The sequence below is a fragment of the Longimicrobium sp. genome, from assembly GCA_036377595.1.
Lineage (GTDB): Bacteria > Gemmatimonadota > Gemmatimonadetes > Longimicrobiales > Longimicrobiaceae > Longimicrobium.
In genome coordinates this window covers 23,276-42,149 of the sequence record DASUYB010000005.1, presented here as the reverse complement: position 1 = coordinate 42,149, position 18,874 = coordinate 23,276, and the positions used below count along the sequence as shown (strand labels likewise).

17 protein-coding genes are annotated in these 18,874 nt (G+C 71.8%); 13 read left to right on the top strand and 4 right to left on the bottom strand.

The features are described from left to right. The first annotated feature begins 360 nt into the window (after nucleotides 1-360). The 5 genes from VF092_00765 to VF092_00745 all read left to right on the top strand — a co-directional run bounded on the left by VF092_00765 (nucleotide 361) and on the right by VF092_00745 (nucleotide 4,200). Nucleotides 361-1,497 (top strand): hypothetical protein, encoded by a 1,137-nt coding sequence (locus tag VF092_00765; protein HEX6745814.1) that lies wholly within the window; start codon nucleotides 361-363, stop codon nucleotides 1,495-1,497. Between the two features lie 17 nt (nucleotides 1,498-1,514). Then, nucleotides 1,515-1,787 (top strand): PqqD family protein, encoded by a 273-nt coding sequence (locus VF092_00760; protein ID HEX6745813.1) that lies wholly within the window; start codon nucleotides 1,515-1,517, stop codon nucleotides 1,785-1,787. Continuing rightward, a complete protein-coding gene (locus VF092_00755; protein ID HEX6745812.1) occupies nucleotides 1,784-2,170 on the top strand; it encodes a lasso peptide biosynthesis B2 protein in 387 nt (128 codons plus the stop codon). The genes VF092_00760 and VF092_00755 overlap by 4 nt, the downstream gene beginning before the upstream one ends. Beyond that, nucleotides 2,167-3,168 (top strand): hypothetical protein, encoded by a 1,002-nt coding sequence (locus VF092_00750; protein HEX6745811.1) that lies wholly within the window; start codon nucleotides 2,167-2,169, stop codon nucleotides 3,166-3,168. Before VF092_00755 ends, VF092_00750 begins: the two co-directional genes overlap by 4 nt. A gap of 228 nt (nucleotides 3,169-3,396) precedes the next feature. Then, on the top strand, nucleotides 3,397-4,200 hold the full coding sequence (locus VF092_00745; protein ID HEX6745810.1) for a VOC family protein: 804 nt from the start codon (nucleotides 3,397-3,399) through the stop codon (nucleotides 4,198-4,200). 100 nt (nucleotides 4,201-4,300) lie between these two features. Here the strand turns inward: VF092_00745 and VF092_00740 are convergent, their stop codons facing one another. The 4 genes from VF092_00740 to VF092_00725 form a co-directional block, all read right to left on the bottom strand. Further along, nucleotides 4,301-5,125 (bottom strand): HEAT repeat domain-containing protein, encoded by an 825-nt coding sequence (locus VF092_00740; protein ID HEX6745809.1) that lies wholly within the window; start codon nucleotides 5,123-5,125, stop codon nucleotides 4,301-4,303. Nucleotides 5,126-5,139: 14 nt separating this feature from the next. Next, a complete protein-coding gene (locus VF092_00735) occupies nucleotides 5,140-7,848 on the bottom strand; it encodes a HEAT repeat domain-containing protein (protein ID HEX6745808.1) in 2,709 nt (902 codons plus the stop codon). A 2-nt stretch (nucleotides 7,849-7,850) separates the two neighbouring features. Beyond that, entirely contained in the window at nucleotides 7,851-8,240 is a 390-nt protein-coding gene (locus tag VF092_00730) for a BlaI/MecI/CopY family transcriptional regulator (protein ID HEX6745807.1), read from the bottom strand. 511 nt (nucleotides 8,241-8,751) lie between these two features. Then, nucleotides 8,752-9,351 carry a hypothetical protein gene (locus tag VF092_00725; GenBank protein HEX6745806.1) on the bottom strand — a complete coding sequence of 200 codons (600 nt, stop codon included), beginning with the start codon at nucleotides 9,349-9,351 and terminating at the stop codon, nucleotides 8,752-8,754. 334 nt (nucleotides 9,352-9,685) lie between these two features. Here VF092_00725 and VF092_00720 point away from each other — a divergent pair, with 334 nt between their 5' ends. The 8 genes from VF092_00720 to VF092_00685 all read left to right on the top strand — a co-directional run bounded on the left by VF092_00720 (nucleotide 9,686) and on the right by VF092_00685 (nucleotide 18,873). Further along, nucleotides 9,686-10,483 carry a hypothetical protein gene (locus VF092_00720; GenBank protein ID HEX6745805.1) on the top strand — a complete coding sequence of 266 codons (798 nt, stop codon included), beginning with the start codon at nucleotides 9,686-9,688 and terminating at the stop codon, nucleotides 10,481-10,483. Between the two features lies 1 nt (nucleotide 10,484). Beyond that, nucleotides 10,485-12,299 carry a fumarate reductase/succinate dehydrogenase flavoprotein subunit gene (locus tag VF092_00715; protein HEX6745804.1) on the top strand — a complete coding sequence of 605 codons (1,815 nt, stop codon included), beginning with the start codon at nucleotides 10,485-10,487 and terminating at the stop codon, nucleotides 12,297-12,299. A 130-nt stretch (nucleotides 12,300-12,429) separates the two neighbouring features. Continuing rightward, nucleotides 12,430-13,275: a succinate dehydrogenase/fumarate reductase iron-sulfur subunit gene (locus VF092_00710; protein HEX6745803.1), complete on the top strand. Its 846-nt coding sequence runs from the start codon at nucleotides 12,430-12,432 to the stop codon at nucleotides 13,273-13,275. Then, nucleotides 13,272-13,631, top strand: a complete 360-nt coding sequence (locus tag VF092_00705) for a hypothetical protein (protein HEX6745802.1) — start codon at nucleotides 13,272-13,274, stop codon at nucleotides 13,629-13,631. Before VF092_00710 ends, VF092_00705 begins: the two co-directional genes overlap by 4 nt. Before the next feature lie 188 nt (nucleotides 13,632-13,819). Then, a complete protein-coding gene (locus VF092_00700; protein ID HEX6745801.1) occupies nucleotides 13,820-14,434 on the top strand; it encodes a multicopper oxidase domain-containing protein in 615 nt (204 codons plus the stop codon). Nucleotides 14,435-14,445: 11 nt separating this feature from the next. Next, on the top strand, nucleotides 14,446-14,895 hold the full coding sequence (locus tag VF092_00695; protein ID HEX6745800.1) for a gamma-glutamylcyclotransferase family protein: 450 nt from the start codon (nucleotides 14,446-14,448) through the stop codon (nucleotides 14,893-14,895). A gap of 112 nt (nucleotides 14,896-15,007) precedes the next feature. After that, the gene (locus tag VF092_00690; GenBank protein ID HEX6745799.1) at nucleotides 15,008-15,982 is read left to right on the top strand and encodes a hypothetical protein; all 975 of its coding nucleotides are present in this window, start codon (nucleotides 15,008-15,010) and stop codon (nucleotides 15,980-15,982) included. A gap of 686 nt (nucleotides 15,983-16,668) precedes the next feature. Then, complete coding sequence (locus VF092_00685) at nucleotides 16,669-18,873, top strand: hypothetical protein (protein ID HEX6745798.1); 2,205 nt, start codon at nucleotides 16,669-16,671, stop codon at nucleotides 18,871-18,873. The last annotated feature ends 1 nt before the right edge of the window (nucleotide 18,874 follow it).

Below are 18,874 nucleotides of genomic sequence, written 5' to 3'. Positions count from 1 at the left end.
CGTGAGCGGCTTTGGGGGGCCGTTTTCGGGCTGCACGGCCCCGGGCGAACAAGGAGGCATCCCCGAAGCTATAGGGGGCACTGCAGGTAGTCCCCACAACCGCCCAGGCAGGTGCGAAGAGCCGGCCTCCATGTCGCCCGGGAGAAACCGCTCCAGGAGGTTTTTACACAGTCTGGGCCTCGGGATGACGTCAACGTGTTAGCCGGCGTGGGTGCATCAACCAGAACCGTCCCGCGGAAGGCATGTCGCGCGTTCTGCTACGAGGGACTGGTGCAACCCGGTCCGATTCCCCAACTTTCAGGCTTGCGCGGACCCATCTCCGCGCGGTTTCCGGTACCCCCCTTCTCCCCCGATCCTGCCGTGTCCATTCCAGCCTTCCGACCCCGATCGCTGGCCGCGGCGCTCTCCCTCGCCGCCGTGGGAATGCCGCTGTCCGCCTGCGACGGCGGCGGAACCACCGGCATCGGCACGCCGCTGACCGTGAGCACCACCGGCCGGCTCGAGCGCGGCTCCACCATCACCCTGAGTGTCACCTCCTCCGGCCAGCCGCTGGCGCCGGGCGAGTACTCGCTGAGCGTGCGCCCGGCCGACGCGGCGCAGGTGGTGGACAACACCACGGTGAAGCTCCTGCGCGCGGGCTCCGTCTCCATCACCGCCACCGGCTCGAGGAAGGTGGGCACGGCGGAGCTGACGGTGGCCGCGCCGCCCATCGTGGTGTTCGACCGCGCGGTGAACGGCAACCGCGACATCTGGAAGATTGACCTCGACGGGCAGAACCTGGCGCAGCTCACCACCGACGTGGGCGAGGACCAGGACCCCACGGTGGCCAAGGGGACGGTGGTGTTCGTGAGCTACCGCAGCGGCAACGGCGACCTGTGGTCGGTGCCACTTTCCGGCGGGGCCAACACGCGGCTGACGACGACCCTGCGCGACGAGACGACCCCCGCGCTCTCGCCCGACGGGACGAAGCTGGCCTATGCGTTCCTGGAGAGCGACGTCACCAAGCTGTACGTGGCCGGCGCCAACGCGGCCAACCCGCAGCGCCCGGCGCCCACCTTCGGCTACGACGGCTCCATCGAGACCTGGCCCAGTTGGGCGTCGTCGAGCATGCTGGCGTTCGTGTCGACCAACAACGGCACGGCCGACATCTTCGAGCTGCAGGGGAGTGCGCTGCCGTCGCTGCTGGCGGGCGGCAACACCGCCGAGGTGGAGCCGGCGTGGAGCCCCGACGGGCAGACGCTGGCCTTCGTGTCGAACCGCACCGGCTCGGTGGAGATCTTCCTCCTGCGCATCTCCGGCGGCCAGGTGACGCAGCTGACCTCGGGCACGGGCTCCAAGTCGCAGCCGGCGTGGACGCCGGACGGGCGGCTGGTGTACGTGGAGACGGTGAGCGGGACGACGCGCTTGCGCTGGCTGGACCCGCAGCAGCCCGGCACCACGAACCTGATCGACACCGGCACCGGCGCCGTGGGGCACCCCGCGACCACCGCGCCGTGACCATTCACGCAGAGACGATGAGCGAGACGACGTACTCGGTGCCCGCCGACGTGCTGGCGGCGCACCTGGAGGGCGAGGCGGTGCTGCTGAACATGGACACCAAGGACTACTTCCGGCTGAACGCCACCGCGGCGTGCGTGTGGAAGGGGCTGGAGCGGGGGCTGGACCGGCAGGGGCTGGTGGACGAGCTGTGCGCGAACTTCGAGGTGGAGCCCGACGAGGCCGGCACGGAGCTGGACCGGCTGCTGGGCGAGCTCCGGCAGCGCAAGCTGATCGTGGCGGCGGCGTGATCCGCACGGCAGGGGCGGTGCTGGCGGGCGCGCGGGCCGCGCTGGCCGCGCCGCGATGGATCGAGGGGCCGCGGCTGACCGAGCTGCTGCGGCCCCCCGCGCATTCTCGCGCGGAAACGCGCGTCCCCCGCGGCGCCACCGGGTCGGCCCTGCGGCTGCTCCGGGTGCTCGCGCACCTTCCCGCGTCGCCCTGGCGGAACACCTGCCTGTACCGCAGCGTGGCCGAGTGCCTGGTGCTGCGGCGCTACGGCGTTCCCGCGGTGCTCAAGATCGGGGTGAAGAGCGGCGAGGGCGACATCGAGGCGCACGCCTGGGTGGTGCGCGCCGACCGCGAGGCGCAGGACAGCGGCGGCGGCCACGAGCCGCTGGTGCTGCGCGCTTGAGCGCCACGGACGCCGCGGCCGGCGCCCCGCCGGCCGTGCTCCCCCTGCTCGCCGACGGCTCGCTCCGCCTGGAGTCCGAGCCGTCGCTGCTTCCGCTCCTCCGGCGCTGGCTGCCGCTCCTTCCCTACGACAGGGGACAGGGGACAGGGGACGGGGGACAGGGGGACGGCGCGGTGATCCGCCTGGCGTCCGGCGATCCGTCGCGCGTCTCCACCCTCCCCGGCGCGCCGGTGCTGCGGCTGGGCGGCACGGACGCGTGGGTGGATGCGTCCGCCGCGCGCGCCGTCTTCCGCTGCGCCAGCGGCTCCGCGGGCGAGGCGGACCTGGCGCAGGGCGTGGCCACGCTCGTCCCCGTGGCGTTCGGCGAGGAGACGCGCGAGGCGGTGGCGTGGGACGTCTACGGGATGTGCACCCTGGCCAGCGCGCTCCTGCTCGGGCGGATGCACCGGGCGCTGGTGCACTCGGCCGCGGTGGTGGCCCCCGGCGGCGGCGCATGGCTGCTGCCGGGCGACTCGCACGCGGGGAAGTCGACCACGTCGGTGAACCTGATCGAGTCGGGGTGGCGCTTCGTCTCCGACGACAACGTGGTGCTGTTCCGCGACGGGGACGGGCGGATCTGCGCCGAAGGGTGGCCGCGGCGATTCCACCTGGACGAGGGGTGGGAGGACGGGTCTCCCCTGCACCGCCGCGGCGAGGTCGACCCGCACCAGCGCTGGCCAGGACGCTGGCAGCGCACGGCCCCGCTCGCCGGGTTCCTCTTCCCGCGCGTGGATGCCCATCTCCCGACCCGGCTGTCGCCGATCACCGGGTCCGAGGCGCTGGGCGGGCTGATGCGGCAGTCGCCCTGGCTGCTGGCGGACCGCGCCGTCGCGGCGGAGGTGCTCGGCTTCCTGCGCGCGGCGTGCGAGCGGCCGGCGTACGCGCTCAGGCTGGGGCTGGACACCTACCGCGACACTGCGCGCCTGCTCGAGGTGCTGCGTTCTCTCTACGATTCCTGATCCGCCGGTCACAAAAGAGATTTGTCTCACGCAGAGAAGCAGAGGCAGCGGAGAACTCACCTCTGCTGCCTCTGCTCCTCTGCGTGAGACCTTCTTTTCTTCTAATCTGACGAGCGTCTACTTGTAACAAGTTGAAGAGCGCCGGATGTTTCATCTGGACGGTCCGGGCGGCTGCGTTTAGGTTGGTATCTCCCTGTATCTCCTGTTCACCTCCATCCCGAGGACGAGATGCCAACGCTCACCACGCACGCGCCCGGAACGTTCTCCTGGATCGAGCTTTCGGCGGACGACGCGGCCGCCGCGAAGCGGTTCTACACCGAGCTTTTCGGCTGGACGGCCAGCGACAACAAGATCGGCCCGGGCGACAACGACGTCTACACGATCTACCGGCTCGGCGGGGAGGACGTGGGCGCGTCGTACGCGATGATGCAGGACCAGCGCGACGGCGGCATCCCCACTAACTGGATGTCGTACATCGCCGTGGAGAACGCGGACGAGACGGCCGCGCGGGCCAGGGAGCTGGGCGCCACGCTGATGGTGGAGCCGTTCGACGTGATGGAGCTCGGGCGGATGGCCGTCGTGCAGGACCCCACCGGCGCCGTGTTCTCCATCTGGCAGGCGAAGCAGCACGCCGGCGTGGGCGTCAAGGGCGAGACCAACTCGCTGGGATGGAACGAGCTGGCCACCACCGACACGGGTCGGGCGAAGGAGTTCTACTCGGGCCTGTTCGGCTGGCAGGGCGACACGCAGAACGTGGGGGGAATGGACTACACCGTGTTCAACGGGTCCACGGGGATGGTGGGCGGGATGTACGGCGTCACGGCGGAGATGGAGGGGATGCCGCCCAGCTGGATGCCCTACTTCGTGGTCGACGACGCCGACGCGGCCGCCGAGAAGGCCCGCTCGCTCGGCGCGACGGTGATCGTCGGCCCCGACGACATCCCCACCGTGGGCCGCTTCGCGCTGATCCGCGACCCGCAGGGGGCGATGTTCTACATCATCAAGTTCCTCCCGCGCGAGGCGACGAGCTGACTGCGCGCCCTGCTTTAGAATAGCCTCACGCAGAGCAGCAGAGGCAGCAGAGGTGAGTTCTCTGCTGCCTCTGCTGCTCTGCGTGATATGAGACCCTTGTTTATTCGATCTTGCCGAGCGCCCAGGCGGCGGCGCGGCGGACGGTGGGGTCGGGGTCGCGCGAGAGGAGCTGGGCGAGCGCGGGGATGGCGTTCGCGTCCTCCAGCCGGCCCAGCGCGCGGGCGGCGGAGCGGCGCACCCGCGGCTCGCCGTCGCCGACCAGGCGGGTGAGCGCGGGGGTGGCGTCCCGGCTGCCGACGTGACCCAGCGCCCACGCGGCGCCGCCGCGAACCTCCGGATCGCGATCCCCCAGCAGCGACGTGAGCGGTGCCACGGCGCGCGGATCGTCGGTGTAGCCGATGCCGAGGATGGCGGCGTCGCGCCGCGCCGGCTCGTTCGAGCGCAGCGCCTCGAGCAGCGCGTCGACGCCGGCCTGCGTCCGCCCGCGGCCCAGCAGCCGCGCGGAGACGCGGCGCACGCAGGCGTCCGGGTCCGCCAGCCCGTCGCGCAGCACCGCCACCTCCGCGGGCGAGCCGACGTGCGCGGCGAGCCAGTCGAGCGCGCGCCGCGTCTCGTCGGTGCGCTGGCCCAGGGCGGGGGCGTCGTCGGCATCCCCCGATCCCCATGGCCAGCCGTTGCCCACCGCGGCCGTCGCCAGCTCGCAGAGCGTGGGGTTGGCGCCGCGCACCGCGGCCAGCAGCGACCGGGCGCCGCCCTCCTGCTGCGCACGGGTGATCTCCACCGCCAGCCGCGGCCCGTCTCCATCTCCCTCCGCATGGCGCGAGGTGCGCGAGAGGAGGGTGGCGGGAAGCGCCAGCAGGGCGAGCCCGGCCATCGCGGCGGTCCCCGCAGGGTGGCGCCGCGCGAAGCGTTCGATTCTGGTCATCGCTTCCTCCGCCGTCAGTTCATGGGGCGGGGACGCGGCTCCGGGCGCGGCCGGGGCCGTGGCTCGGGGCGCGGATCGGCGAACCCGCCGTGGCCGCCCATGATGGCCGCCGCCATGGCGCGGACCTGCGGATCGGGATCGCGCAGCATCTCCGCGACGGCCTGGGCCGCCGACTCGTCGCCGGTGCGGGCGAGCGCGCGCAGGGCGAGGTGCTTCACCTCCGGGTCGGAGTCGCGCAGCGCCGCGCGGAGCGGGGCGACGATGGACGGGTCGCCCCTGACCTGCGACAGCGCCCACGCGGCCTGGCGGCGCACGTTGCGGTCGTCGTCCCGCAGCGCGGCCACCAGCGCGGCGGGCGCCTGCGCGGGCTCCACCTGGCCGATCGCCCAGGCCGCCTGCGCGCGCACGCCGGCGTCGCGGTCGCGCAGCGCCGCCGACAGCGCGGGGATGGAGGACTGCGCCTCGATCTGCCCCAGCGCCCACACCGCGGTCTTGCGCACCTCGGCGCTGGCGTCGTTCTGCACCACGCCGGCGAGAGGCTGCACGGCGGACTCGGCCTCGATCTGCCCCAGCGCCCAAGCCGCCTGGTTGCGCACGTTGGCGTCGGCGTCGCGCAGCAGGCCGCCGAGCGCGGGAACGGCCTCGGGTGACTCGATCTGGCCGAGCGCCCACACCGCCGTCGCGCGCACCTCGCGATCGCTGTCGCGCAGCGCCGCGGCGAGCCCGGGGACGGCGGACCGGTCCTCGATCTGCCCCAGCGCCCACGCCGACTTCTGGCGGATCGACGCGTCGCCGTCGCGCAGCGCCGCGGTCAGCGCGGGGACGGCGCGCCGGTCCTCGATCTGCCCCAGCGCCCAGATGGCGGTCACCCGCACCTCGGCGTCAGCGTCGCGCATGGCCCGGGCGAGGCCGTCCACCGCGGCGGGATCCTCCATCTGCCCCAGCGCCCAGGCGGCGGTGCGGCGGACACTCACCGAGCGGTCGCCCGTCATCGCGGACACCAGCGCGGGGGTGGCCGTGCGGTTCTCGATCTGCCCCAGCGCCCACGCGGCGGTGGTGCGCACGGTCTCGTCCTGGTCAGTGCGCAGCGCCTCGATCAGCGCGGCCACGGAACGGGGATCGAGACCCGACATGCTTCCCAGCGCCTGCACGGCGCTCACGCGCACCTGCGCCACCGGATCGCGCAGCGTGGCCACGAGCCGCGCGAGCGCCGTCCCGCGCCCTTCCTGCGGCGCGGGCGCCGTCGAGCCCGAAGCGGCCGCCGGCGGCGTCGCGGCTGCGGCAGTCAGCGCGGACACCGCGGCGGCCGCCTCGGGCGAAAGCTCGGCCGGCGTCCCGGCGGCGACGGCGGACGGCGCGGCGGCCGTCTCCGTCTCGCCGGCGGGCGCCATCTCCTTCGCGTAGTCGACCACGGGCGGCGTGGCGGCGGGCGCGCGGCCGGCGAGGAGCTCCGGCGCGGGCGTCCATTCCCCACCCGCCTCGGCGGTCCGGGCCTCGGCCGGACGCATGGCGCCGAGGAGGACGACGAGACCGGCGAGACCGAGGACGGTGAGCGCGGCCTGTCCGCGGCGCAGGATGCCGCGGTCCACGCCCGGCTCCAGGATGGCCAGCAGGCGGCCCTCGAAGGTCGACCGCTGCGCCATCGGGAGCGCCAGCGCCTCGGGAACGCGCGCCCGGCCCACCACGCGCACCATGTCGAGCAGGTGGTCGGCGTAGGTCGACGCGCGGGTGCCGTAGCGGAGGACCCAGTCGTCGGCGCACTTCTCCGCCTCGGCGCGCAGTTCGCGCAGGGCGATCCAGCTCAGCGGGTTGAACCAGTGCAGCGCCACGGCGAGCTGGGCGATGGCCAGCGTGAGCACGTCGCGCCGGACCACGTGCGCCAGCTCGTGCATCAGCACCACCTCGCGGCGCTCCAGCGGCCACTCGTCGGCGCCGGCGGGGAGGAGGACGACGGGGTTGAAGACGCCCCACGTCATCGGCATCTCCGTCCAGCGGCTGCGGATCAGGCGCACGCCGCCCTTCAGCCACACCTCGCGCGACAGCCGCGCGGCCAGCGACGTCCATCCCTCGTCCGTCACCGTCTCGCCCGTGCGCGCCAGCCACCAGATCGTCGCCATCCCGACCAGCAGGCGGACGGCGAGGACGGCCGCGCCCAGCAGCCAGACGCCGATCAGCAGCTGCTGCCACGGCACGTCGGCCAGCCGCCACGCGCGCGGCGCTTCGGCCGGGGGCGCCAGGGCGGCCGGCGTCCCCATGGCCTCGACGGTCGGCGCGACGGCCACGGCCTCCGGCGCCGGCGCGGGCTCGCCCGGCTGCGCCACCACTGCCGGGGCGGGCGATGCGATCGCCGCCGGCGCCGGCGGAGCGACGTCCGCGACGACGGGCGCCACGGTCGTCGCCTCGCCCGACGCAGCCTCCGCGGCGGCGGCCGGCGCGGGCGGCGCGGCGACGGCGGGCTCGACCGTCCACGTGCGCGGCGCGGGAGCGGAGCGGAGGAACGACGGGAGGACGCCGAGGCGGAACGGGAAGAGCAGCGGCGTGAAGGGAAGCATCAGCACGCCCGCGACCGCGGCCGCCCACACCAGGTGCCGCGCGGCCGCGGGGGCGCGGCGCAGCGACAGCGCCAGGGCGCCGGCGGCGGCCAGGACCAGCGTGGCCTTCAGGAAGAGCTCGGGAAGGAGGCGGACGACCGCCTCTACGAAGTGCGCAAGCGCAGCGGGCATCGTCATCTCCCCTCGTCGCGGGCGGATTCGACCCGGGCGGCAAGGCGCTCCAGGTCGCTCTCGGGCAGGCGGGTCTCGTTCATCCGCAGGAGCGCGGCGGCGGCGGCCTCGGCGCTGCCGCCGAAGAAGGTGCGCACCAGGTGGCGCAGCGCCGCCGTGCGCGCGCTCTCCTGCGGCGTCACGGGCTTGTACAGGTAGCGGGGGCCGTCCTGGAGGTGCACGATCTCGCCCTTCTCCTCCAGCACGCGCATCGTCGCGCGCACGGCGGAGTAGCTGGGGGGATCGGGGATGCGCTCCAGGACCTCGCCGACGGTGGCCTGCCCCAGCGCGTAGAGAACGTCCATGATCTGGCGTTCCCTGCGGCTCAGGCCGGCGGTGAGCTCGGGACCCATGCGGGGTCTCCTGCGGGTGCGAGGTGGGACTGCTTCGGGTAGGGCGACGGAGATGCTGCTGGATTTCCAGCACCGTGCTGGAATTCTAGCAGTGGGTTCCGGGGGTGTCAACATTCATGTGATTCGCACCCCTCGCCCTACCGTTGCAGGCCAATAAATTCGATTCCTCGAAATCTCGATTGAACCCCTCTTCAAAAATCGCTTCGGCTGATGCATATTGATTGGTGTTCCCGGACGCGGTCCCACGACGAACCCGCACCGCTCCCCCCTCCGGCGACGACAGGAACCGCCTCCGCGGTTCGCACGACCTCCCCCCAGCCGGGTCGCGGGAACACGCTGGCAGGGCCATCACCACGGCGGCGCTCGTGGTGATCGCGGCGGCAGCCGCGATCGACGGACGACGCCACCGGCGGTGACGCGCGAGAGGAGAGCCGAACCCGGCTCTCCTCTCGCGTTTTCGCTCCCGGCGCGGTGATCCCCCGCCCCGCGTGGAGGGCCGTGCGGCCGGCCGTTACGACTGGTTGCGTGTGATGTAGAGGCCGTTCATCAGCCACCGGCCGTTGTCGAGCTGCCTCATCAGGAAGTAGATCTCCATCCCGTACCGGGGGCCGGCATACAGCTCCAGGTACACCAGGGCCGTGCGGCCGTCGGCGCTGAAGCCCACCCGCGACAGCGACGCGATGCCGGCCGAGCCGGGATATCCCGCGTTGCGCAGGTTCGCCCACGCGCGGCGGTCGTCGTCCGCCGGCAGGTTCCGCGGCCCGGCCTCGCTCACCCGCTGGAGCGGGGTGAACGTCTTCAGGCGGCCGGGCTCCAGCGGCCACCGCGTGGCGTTGGCCTCGGCGAACGATTGCAGCAACTCCGCCGGGAGCGGGTCCACGCGGCGCCGTGGCCGCGCCCGCTGCTCGAACGGCCCCTCGCCGCGCCGGGGATCGCCCTGCACGGTGGTGTCCGCCACCACGATGCGGTCCACGGCCATGCCACCGATGTACGCCTCGAGCAGGTCGGACCAGACGGCGTACTCGCGGTCCGTCGGCGCGCCCTGGGCCCGGGCGCCAGCGGGTGCGGACAGCGCCATGACGAGGGGAAGGAGGAGAACGGCGAATCGCATTGTTCGGTCGTCTCGGGATTCAAGGGGAGGGGGGAAACAGAAGGCGGCCCCGCCATGTTGCATCGCCATCGTCCGAAAAACAACCTTTTCGGACCCGTCCCTATGCTTCTCCCCTCGAAGACGGGCACGAGGCCCTTGCCGTGCGGACGGCCGGGAATCATCCTTTCCTGTCGCTTCACCCCAGGAGGACGCGCGAGCACCTGCACCGGCGAAGGTGCGGTTCCCTTCCCCGCCGCTCGCGCGCGCTGATCAGCCGTACGCACGCGCGCGGCCGCGCCCGGCACGAGCCCCGGCGGCCGCCATCCCGTCCCGCGAACACCGGAGACCGGCAGCGATGGCGTCGTCCCTTCCCGTGGTCCAGGCACCCGCGCCCGAAGGCTTCGGCCGCACGCTGCGGCGCGACGCGTGGTGGACGTCGCCGTTGCTGACCGCATTCGTCCTGCTGGGCGCCGGGCTGTACGCCACCTGGGCCATCGTCTTCGGCGTGCACAACTACTGGGGCCCGTACCTCTCCCCCTTCTACTCGCCCTGCCTGGGGGCGAACTGCCCCGACGAGTTCCGCATCGCCTCGATCCCCACCTTCGGCCTTTCCCCGGCCATCCTGGTGATGATCGTGGTGTTCGGCTTCCGCACCACCTGCTACTACTACCGCAAGGCCTACTACCGCTCGCTCTTCTTCGACCCGCCCGCCTGCGCCGTGGGCGAGCCGTGGGGGAAGGGGTACCGCGGCGAGACCTTCTTTCCGCTCGTCCTGCAGAACTTCCACCGCTACTTCCTCTACCTCGCCATCCTGGTCCTCGCCTTCCTGTGGTACGACACGGCCAAGGCGTTCGACTTCGGGGGGCGGTTCGGGATCGGGCTCGGCTCCATCATCCTGGTCGTCAACGCCGCGCTGCTGAGCGGCTACCTGTTGGGATGCCACTCCTTCCGCCATCTCGTGGGAGGGGGGATGGACTGCGCCAGCTGCTCGCGCTTCGGCCAGGCGCGCCACGCCGCGTGGAAGCGGTCGAGCTGGTTCAACGCCTTCCACGGCAATTGGGCCTGGGCCTCGCTGGTGTTCGTCTGCTTCGCCGACGCGTACGTGCGCCTGTGCTCCAGGGGCGTGATCACCGACCCGCACATCATCTTCTGACATGTCGAGCCACCTGGAACACGAGCACGACGTGCTGGTGATCGGCGCGGGCGGGGCGGGGCTGCGCGCGGCCATCGAGGCCAGCGCGCGCGGCGCCGACGTCGGGCTGGTCTGCAAGTCTCTCCTCGGCAAGGCGCACACGGTGATGGCCGAGGGCGGCGTGGCCGCGGCGCTGGCGAACGTCGACGACCGCGACAGCTGGCGCGTGCACTTCGCCGACACCATGCGCGGCGGGCAGTACGTCAACAACTGGCGGATGGCCGAGCTGCACGCGAAGGAGGCGCCCGAACGCGTGCGCGAGCTGGAGGCGTGGGGCGCGCTCTTCGACCGGACGGACGACGGGCGCATCCTGCAGCGCAACTTCGGCGGGCACCGCTATCCCCGCCTGGCCCACGTGGGGGATCGAACGGGGCTGGAGATGATCCGCGTGCTGCAGGACCGCGGGGTGCACCAGGGGATCGCCGTGTACATGGAGACCAACGTCACCACGCTGCTGATGGACGGCGGGCGGGTGGCGGGCGCCTTCGCGTACGACCGCGAGCGCGGGCGCTTCCGCGTCTTCCGCGCGAAGGCGGTGGTCCTCGCGACGGGGGGGATCGGCCGCGCGTACAAGATCACCAGCAACTCGTGGGAGTACACGGGCGACGGGCACGCGCTGGCGTACCACGCCGGGGCCGATCTCATCGACATGGAGTTCGTGCAGTTCCACCCCACGGGGATGGTGTGGCCGCCCAGCGTGCGCGGCATCCTGGTGACCGAGGGGGTGCGCGGCGAGGGCGGGGTGCTGAAGAACCGCGAGGGGCGGCGCTTCATGTTCGACGACATCCCCGAGAACTACCGCGCGCAGACGGCCGACAGCGAGGAAGAGGGGTGGCGCTACACGCAGGGCGACAAGAGCGCCCGGCGCCCGCCCGAGCTGCTGACGCGCGACCACGTGGCCCGCTGCATCGTGCGCGAGGTGCGCGAGGGGCGCGGGAGCCCGCACGGCGGCGTCTTCCTCGACATCTCCTGGATCAAGGCCAGGGTGTCCGACGCCGAGGACCGTATCAAGAAGAAGCTCCCGTCGATGTATCACCAGTTCAAGCAGCTGGCCGACATCGACATCACCCGGGAGCCGATGGAGATCGGGCCCACCACGCACTACATCATGGGCGGCATCCGGGTGGACGGCGACACGCAGATGTCCACCGTCCCCGGGCTGTTCGCCTGCGGCGAGTGCGCGGCGGGACTGCACGGCGCCAACCGCCTGGGTGGTAACTCGCTCTCCGACCTCCTCGTCTTCGGCCAGCGGGCGGGCGAGCACGCCGCCGCCTTCGCCGCGTCCAGCGGGGCGACGGCGGTCGACGCGGGGCAGGTGGACGAGGCGGCGCGGCGCGCGCTGGCGCCGTTCGACCGCCCCGGGAGCGGCGAGGGGGCGTACCAGGTGCAGCACGCGCTGCAGGAGACCATGCAGGACCTGGCCGGCATCGTCCGCAACGAGGGCGACCTGCGCGCCGCTCTGGGCAGGGTCGAGGAGCTGCGCGAGCGCGCGGAGACGGTCGGCGTCGCCGGCAACCGCGAGTACAACCCGGGGTGGCACACCGCGCTGGACCTGCGCAACCTGCTGACGGTGAGCGAGGCGGTGATCCGCTCGGCGCTGGACCGCAAGGAAAGCCGCGGCGGCCACTTCCGCGAGGACTTTCCCGACAAGGACCCGGCCGCGGGGAAGTACAACATCGCCACGCGCCGCGCCGCGGACGGGTCGATGGAGCTGGAGCGCGTCCCCGTCCGCGAGCTCCCCGACGAGCTGCAGGCGGTGATCGAGGAGATGGGGTGAAAACAGATAGAGTCTCTCACAGAGGGCGCAGAGGACACAGAGAACTGATGGACTGATCTGTTTTCCTCCGTGACCTCCGTGTCCTCTGTGAGAGCCCGAAGGCAGTTCTGGACCTCCAACGGGAGGCGGGATGAGCAGCACCGAGACCACGACACGTCCGGCGGCGCCCGCATCGGGTGACGCGTTCGCGGCCGTGCAGGCGGCGCAGGACGCGAAGGCGGCGAAGAGCACGCGCACCTTCCGCATCTGGCGCGGCGACGCGTCGGGCGGCGACTTCCGCGACTACGAGACGGAGGTCAGCGAGGGGATGGTGGTGCTCGACGCCGTGCACCGCATCCAGGCCGAGTCGGCGCCGGATCTCGCGGTGCGCTGGAACTGCAAGGCGGGGAAGTGCGGCTCGTGCAGCGCGGAGATCAACGGCAAGCCGCGGCTGATGTGCATGACGCGCCTGAACCAGCTCCCCGACGACGCGCCCGTCACCGTCACGCCGATGAAGGCCTTTCCGGTGATCCGCGACCTGGTGACCGACGTTTCGTGGAACTATGAGGTGCACAAGACCATCCCCCCGTTCCAGCCGAGGAAGCCCGACGCGGACGACGGGACCTGGCGGATGTACCAGCACGAGGTCGACCGGCCGCAGGAGTTCCGCAAGTGCATCGAGTGCTTCCTCTGCCAGGACGTGTGCCACGTCCTGCGCAGCCACGGCAAGCACGACCGCTTCATGGGGCCGGCCTTCCTGACCCGCGCGGCCGTGTACGAGATGCACCCGCTCGACACGGCGGAGCGCACGCGCTATCTCAAGGACGAGGGCGGGATCGGCTACTGCAACATCACCAAGTGCTGCAGCGACGTCTGCCCCGAGGGGATCCGCATCACCGACAACGCCATCATCCCCCTCAAGGAGCGGGTGGTGGACCGGCACTACGACCCGGTGAAGAAGCTCGTACAACTGGTGTTCGGGAGGAGGAACGGATGATCCGAGTGGTGCACCTGTTCGACGTCAAGCGCGGCGTCGACGAGCGGAGCTTCATCGAGTGGCTCGACGCCAAGCTCGACGTGGCGGCGCGGCAGTTCGGCTGCGACGAGCGGCGGACGTGGAAGCTGCTGGAGGGCTTCACCGGCAGCTACCTGATGCCGCACGAGGTCCGCGACCGCCCCGAGTACGTGAACGAGGCCTACTGGAGCGACCTGGAGGGCCCGCGCAAGTTCCGCGAGTGGCTGCTGAAGACGGTGGAAGGCCGCGAGATCCACGACCGCTGGTTCAGCTCCATCGAGAACCACACCGTCCTCCGCTACGTCGAGGGCTGGCGGCGGCACGAGATGGACGAATAGCCCGCCGGATCGCCGTCGCGTCACGCCAGAGGACCGCGCCCGCTGCGCGGTCCTTTTCGTTCACCGCGACGGGATGCGCAAACACCTGCCGCTTTTCGCCGCAACGGGTTAGATTCCCGATCCCCGCCTCGGAGCCGCGTGTTCCGCGCCCGAGAAAATCCCGCCAAGCAGTGCCCAGGAGGACTCCCATGCGCGTCCCCGTCGCGCTCTCGCTCGCAGTGCCGGTGCTCGTGGTCGGCGGCGGCATCGCCGTGTACAGCTTCTCGCGGCCCGTGGAGGGCCAGACCCGCACCTACTACATCGCCGCCGACGAGGTGACGTACGGCCCGGCGGGCCAGGGCGACGCGCAGGCGTACCGCACCGCCGTGTACCAGGAGTACACCGACGGCACCTTCACCCAGGTGAAGCCGCGGCCGGCGGAGTGGAAGCACCTGGCCTTCCTGGGCCCGCTGATCCGCGCCGACGTGGGCGACACCGTGCGCGTGGTCTTCCGCAACCGCCTGGCCTTCCCCGCCAACGTGCACCCCGACGCCGTGCTCCACCACGCCAGCGGCGACGAGCAGGACGCGCTCTCCGCCGCCACCGCCGGGGCGGCCGGGCTGGGCGCCGACAGCGATCTCGAGCCGGTGGCGCCGGGCGCGACGCGCGTGTACAGCTGGGCGGTGCCGCGGCAGGCCGGCCCCGGGCCCGACGACCACGGCTCGGTGCTCTGGCTCTACCACTCGCGCACCGGGCAGCCCACCGGCGGCGAGGCGGGGCTGATCGGCCCGATGCTGGTGTACAAGCGCGGCGCGCTCCACTGAGGCGCGGCACGGTGTCGAGCGATGGCGAGACCCCGGGCGGGGCGGGAGATCGGGGAGATCTCCCGCCCCGCCTGTTCGTGTACGGCAGCCTGCGCAAGGGCGAGGAGAGCGCGATGGCCAGCTTCCTCCACGGCCACGCGCGCTACCTGGGCCGGGGGACGATCCGGGCGCGGCTCTACGGCATCTCCTGGTACGCCGGCGCCGTGATGAGCGACGATCCGGCCGACGCGGTGCTCGGCGACGTGTTCGAGCTCGAGCCGGCGACGGCCGGCGACGTACTCGCGGCGCTCGACGAGTACGAGGGCGCGGATTTCGAGCGCCTGTCGGTAGAAGTGATCATGGCGGACGAAACTCGCGTGGCGGCGGACGCGTATCTGTACGCCGCGAGCGTGGCCGGGCGGTCGTGGATCGCCCACGGCGACTGGCCGCGCCAGGTGCGGCAGGAACACGAATCCGGGTAAACGGATGGGGCGAGAGGACTGGCGCGCCCGCCGGAACCCGGATAACTTGTTACTCCGTCGGTGGTTTGCCGATGGTCCCGCCGCTGTCCCCTCCACCGTGAGGAACCCCGAGATGTCCAACCTGATGACCCGACGGAGCTTCGCCGTGCTCGGCGCGGGCGCCCTGCTGGCCGCGCTCGTCACCCCCGCCGACGCGCAGATCGGCGGCATCGGCCGCGCCGTGGGCCGCGTGGCCGGCCGCATGAACGTCGACGCCGTGCTGCGGGGCGACCCGCCCATCACCACCAGCCTGACCGACGCGCGCTGGGCGGTGGATTCGCTCGACAACTTCACCCCGCGCGAGGCCAAGCGCTCGCTGATGACGCTGCAGCGCACCCCCAACGGCGGGTTCGTGCTGCAGCCGGGCTACTACGAGTTCCACGACCAGAGCTACTGCCTGAAGGCCGGCACGCACGGCCCCGGCGGCGGCGACGGCTACATCTACGCGCCGCCCAAGGGCCCGGCCGAAGACGCGGTGATGACCATCGTGCGCGGCTCGGTGAACAAGCCGCAGATCCCGCAGCACGACATCCAGGTGCTGCTGTGGGCCATCATCGCCCGCACCAAGTTCGAGGACCTGGATTCGCGCCTGAAGGCCACCGCCGCGCAGCTGCTGGCCCCGCGCCAGCTGGCCGCGCTGAACCGCACCGCGCTGGACCTGGTTCCCGGCCCCGCGCTCGACGCGGCGACGAACAGCCTGCCGCCGCTGGTGAAGCAGGTGTTCCAGGCCGAAGCGCAGCTGCGCCAGATGCTGACCAACCCCGGCACCTCGTACGAGCAGCTGGAGCGGGTGGCGGTGCTGGCCGGGATGGCGCCGCTGGGCGAGGGGAGCCGCGCGGTTCCCTCGGGCCGCTGGAGCCTGCACCCCGACGGCTACTACGTGCGCTACCTGCCGTACAGCTACACCAACACGGTGGTGCAGATCTGGGTGCCGCAGGGGAGCCCGGCGGTGGGCAAGGAGTACGATCCGGCCACGCACATCGCGGTGCCGGGCAACACCGCCCGCCAGCGCCTGATCCAGTCCGGCCGCCCGTACCAGGATCACTGATCTCCATCTCGAGATCAGAATGATGAAAGAGAGCGCCGGTCCCGATTCTGGGGCCGGCGCTCTTCGCATCTCACACCGTTGGGGGCGATTGATATGGATGTGCATTCGGAGAGAATGTCATTCCGAGCGGAGCCGCTGCACCATCCTTTCTACCGCACCGATGGTGGGCGGCTCCGTGAGGAATCTGTACTCCGCCTACGAGCGATAAGCGGCCTGTCGCTCGGACGCCGGCGATAGATTCCTCGGGCTGCGGCCGATGGAGCGGAACGCAAGGTCGGTCTGGCCGCCCTCGGAATGACATCATCCCGGGAATGCACAGTCAATATCGAAAATTGGCACGAGTCCATTCGTTTCATCTCCCACCGTCCGTATGTAGCAGTTGTGGAGATGTGGTCACACCTGAGACATGAAAGTCCCTGCATACCTTCTGCATCCCGCCTCCCACGCATCCGCTCTCACCGCTCCTAATCTCCATCACCCCAACGACTTGCGGTTGAAACGCTCCTCGCCGGGGCGGGCCGGGTATGGGTGATGCCACCTCCACGGGACCGCCCGGACATTTCCCGGGCACCCTCGCCCATCCCTCCCACCGGGCGAGGCCTTCGCAGGACTTCCGCGCGACACGGTCATCGAGCCATGGCGCCGCTCGCGCGGGACCCGCCGCACATCCCCTCAGGAGGTTCATCATGGCCATCAACATGCAGGGCGCGTGGAGCATCTCGGTCAAGGCGAAGAACGCCGACTTCCCGCAGCGCTTCGTGGTGACGGGCGCGGCCGTGGGCAACGGCGCGCACCCGGGGAACCCCGGCGCGCCGGCGGTCTACGTCTCCGGCGCCGCGTGGAGCGTGCAGGTGCAGAACAACCCCGGCGACGGGTGGGTGAACTCGGACGAGCAGATCAAGTTTCCCACCGTGAACCTGGGGCAGGTGCAGTTCGACATCCAGTCCAACGACGCCGGGAGCGACCAGGACTTCGACGACCTGGTGCTCACCTGCAGCACGCCGCGGACGGAGAGCGACTTCGTCGTCTACGGGCACGTGAGCCACTACGAGCCGCGCTGCATCTTCAACCCGTGCCGGCGGCGCTGGCCACTGGTGATCGACCACGCCGTGGCCCTGTCCGAGGCGCTCAAGTACCGCTACCTCCGCGACATCATCGAGCGCGTGTACCCCGAGCGGCTGATCGAGCGGATCCCGCCGCGCGGCCCCATCCCCGACCCGCCGGAGCCGTTCGTGCCGCTGGTGCTGTCGGACGAGCCGGGCGGCGCGCTCCCGCAGCGCCAGCTGATCGCCACCAAGCTCGCCGCGTCGCAGGGCGAGGACGCGCAGCGAGAGGTGATGTCCACGCGGATGCTGCAGACCAGCTCCATCGCCAGCTCGCTTTCCACCGCGCGGACGGTGGGGCTGGACAAGGTCTCCATCGCCAGGCTGACGGACAAGCTGCGCCCGCTCTGCCAGAGCGGCCCGCTGGCGGGGGTGGTGCTGCGCTTCCAGGAGTACGACCGCACCGGCGCCGAGCTGGCGGGCGGGGCGTACACCGGCGACGGCGCGCGCGAGGACCTGGGTGTGTGCGCCACCGACCGGAACGGCAACTACGTGTTCCGCTTCGCCCGCTCGCTGGCCCAGCGCTTCGCCGAGGCCGACGTGGACACGCCGGTGGGCGCCGACGAGGTGGTGGAGAGCGCGCCCGACGTGATCGCGCAGGTGCTGGACCCCATGGCGCCGGGCGGGGTGCGCTGGGAGAGCGCGCCGTACTGGAACGTGCCCAACCTCAAGCGCATCGACATCTGCGTTCCCGGCTACCGGCCCACGCACGCGTGCCAGGGCGGCAGCGCCATCCAGGCGCTGGGCAACATCTTCATCGGTCCGCCGCAGGCGGGCCCGCCGCCTCCGGGAGAGCCGCAGGGCTTCGGCGTGCGCATCGGCGCGTCGAACACGCTGACGTACGAGGGGCGCATCACCGCGCGCAACCTGATGGGGCCGCAGACGCGCTGCGCGGCGTGGGCGGGCACGGTGGACCTGTTCGCCTGCTTCATCGACCATCCCCAGGTCACCCACTACACCATCCGCTGGCGGCTGCTGGGCGCGTCGTCGTGGAGCTTCTACCAGCAGGGCTACATCCACCCGCAGGTGGCCAAGCTGGGGCTCCCCGGCTACATGGGCGACCCGGTGGGCCCCTTCCCCACCCCGCTGCACGTGGACGGCGGCGCGCTGGTGAGCACCCCGGCATATCTCAACATCGAGTCCGACAACACCTGGGTGCTGACGCACCGCGACCGCAAGGCGCAGATCCCCACCTGGCTGTTCGTGCCGGTGGCCGGCTCGGTGCAGTTCTGGATCGAGGGATACAACGCGTCGGGGAACCAGGTGCCGGGCGCCGAGGACTCGGTGACGCTGTACGTGGACAACCACGGGCCGCGGCTCGACATCCCCAGCGTGGAGATGGACGACGCGGTGGGGAACCCGCAGCTCGGCGGCGACTGCGCGCTGTTCACCGTGCCCGACAGCAACCCCGCGCAGCCGCTGCGCGTGCGCTTCCGCGCCGACGACGTGGAGGGCCAGCTGGCGAGCTGGGGGCTCTCGGTGCGCAAGGGGAACGTGGGCGACATGACCATCAGCGCGGTGAGCGGCCCGATCGCGGGCGCCTACGTGCACGCCGACGACCTGATGTGCTCGCTCTTCCACGGCACGTCGGACGAGACGGGCGCCGACGCCGACGCGTACGTGGTGTCGGAGGTGGCGCCGGCCAGCGGCGGGTGGCTGCTGCCGGGGCAGCCGTTCTGCACCTTCGCGGTGAAGGTCGGCTGCAGCACGCGGATCACCGACGGGTACAGCACGGGCGCCTCGTACGGGCCCACCGAGTACCTGCTGGGGATCCAGGCGCAGTCGTAGG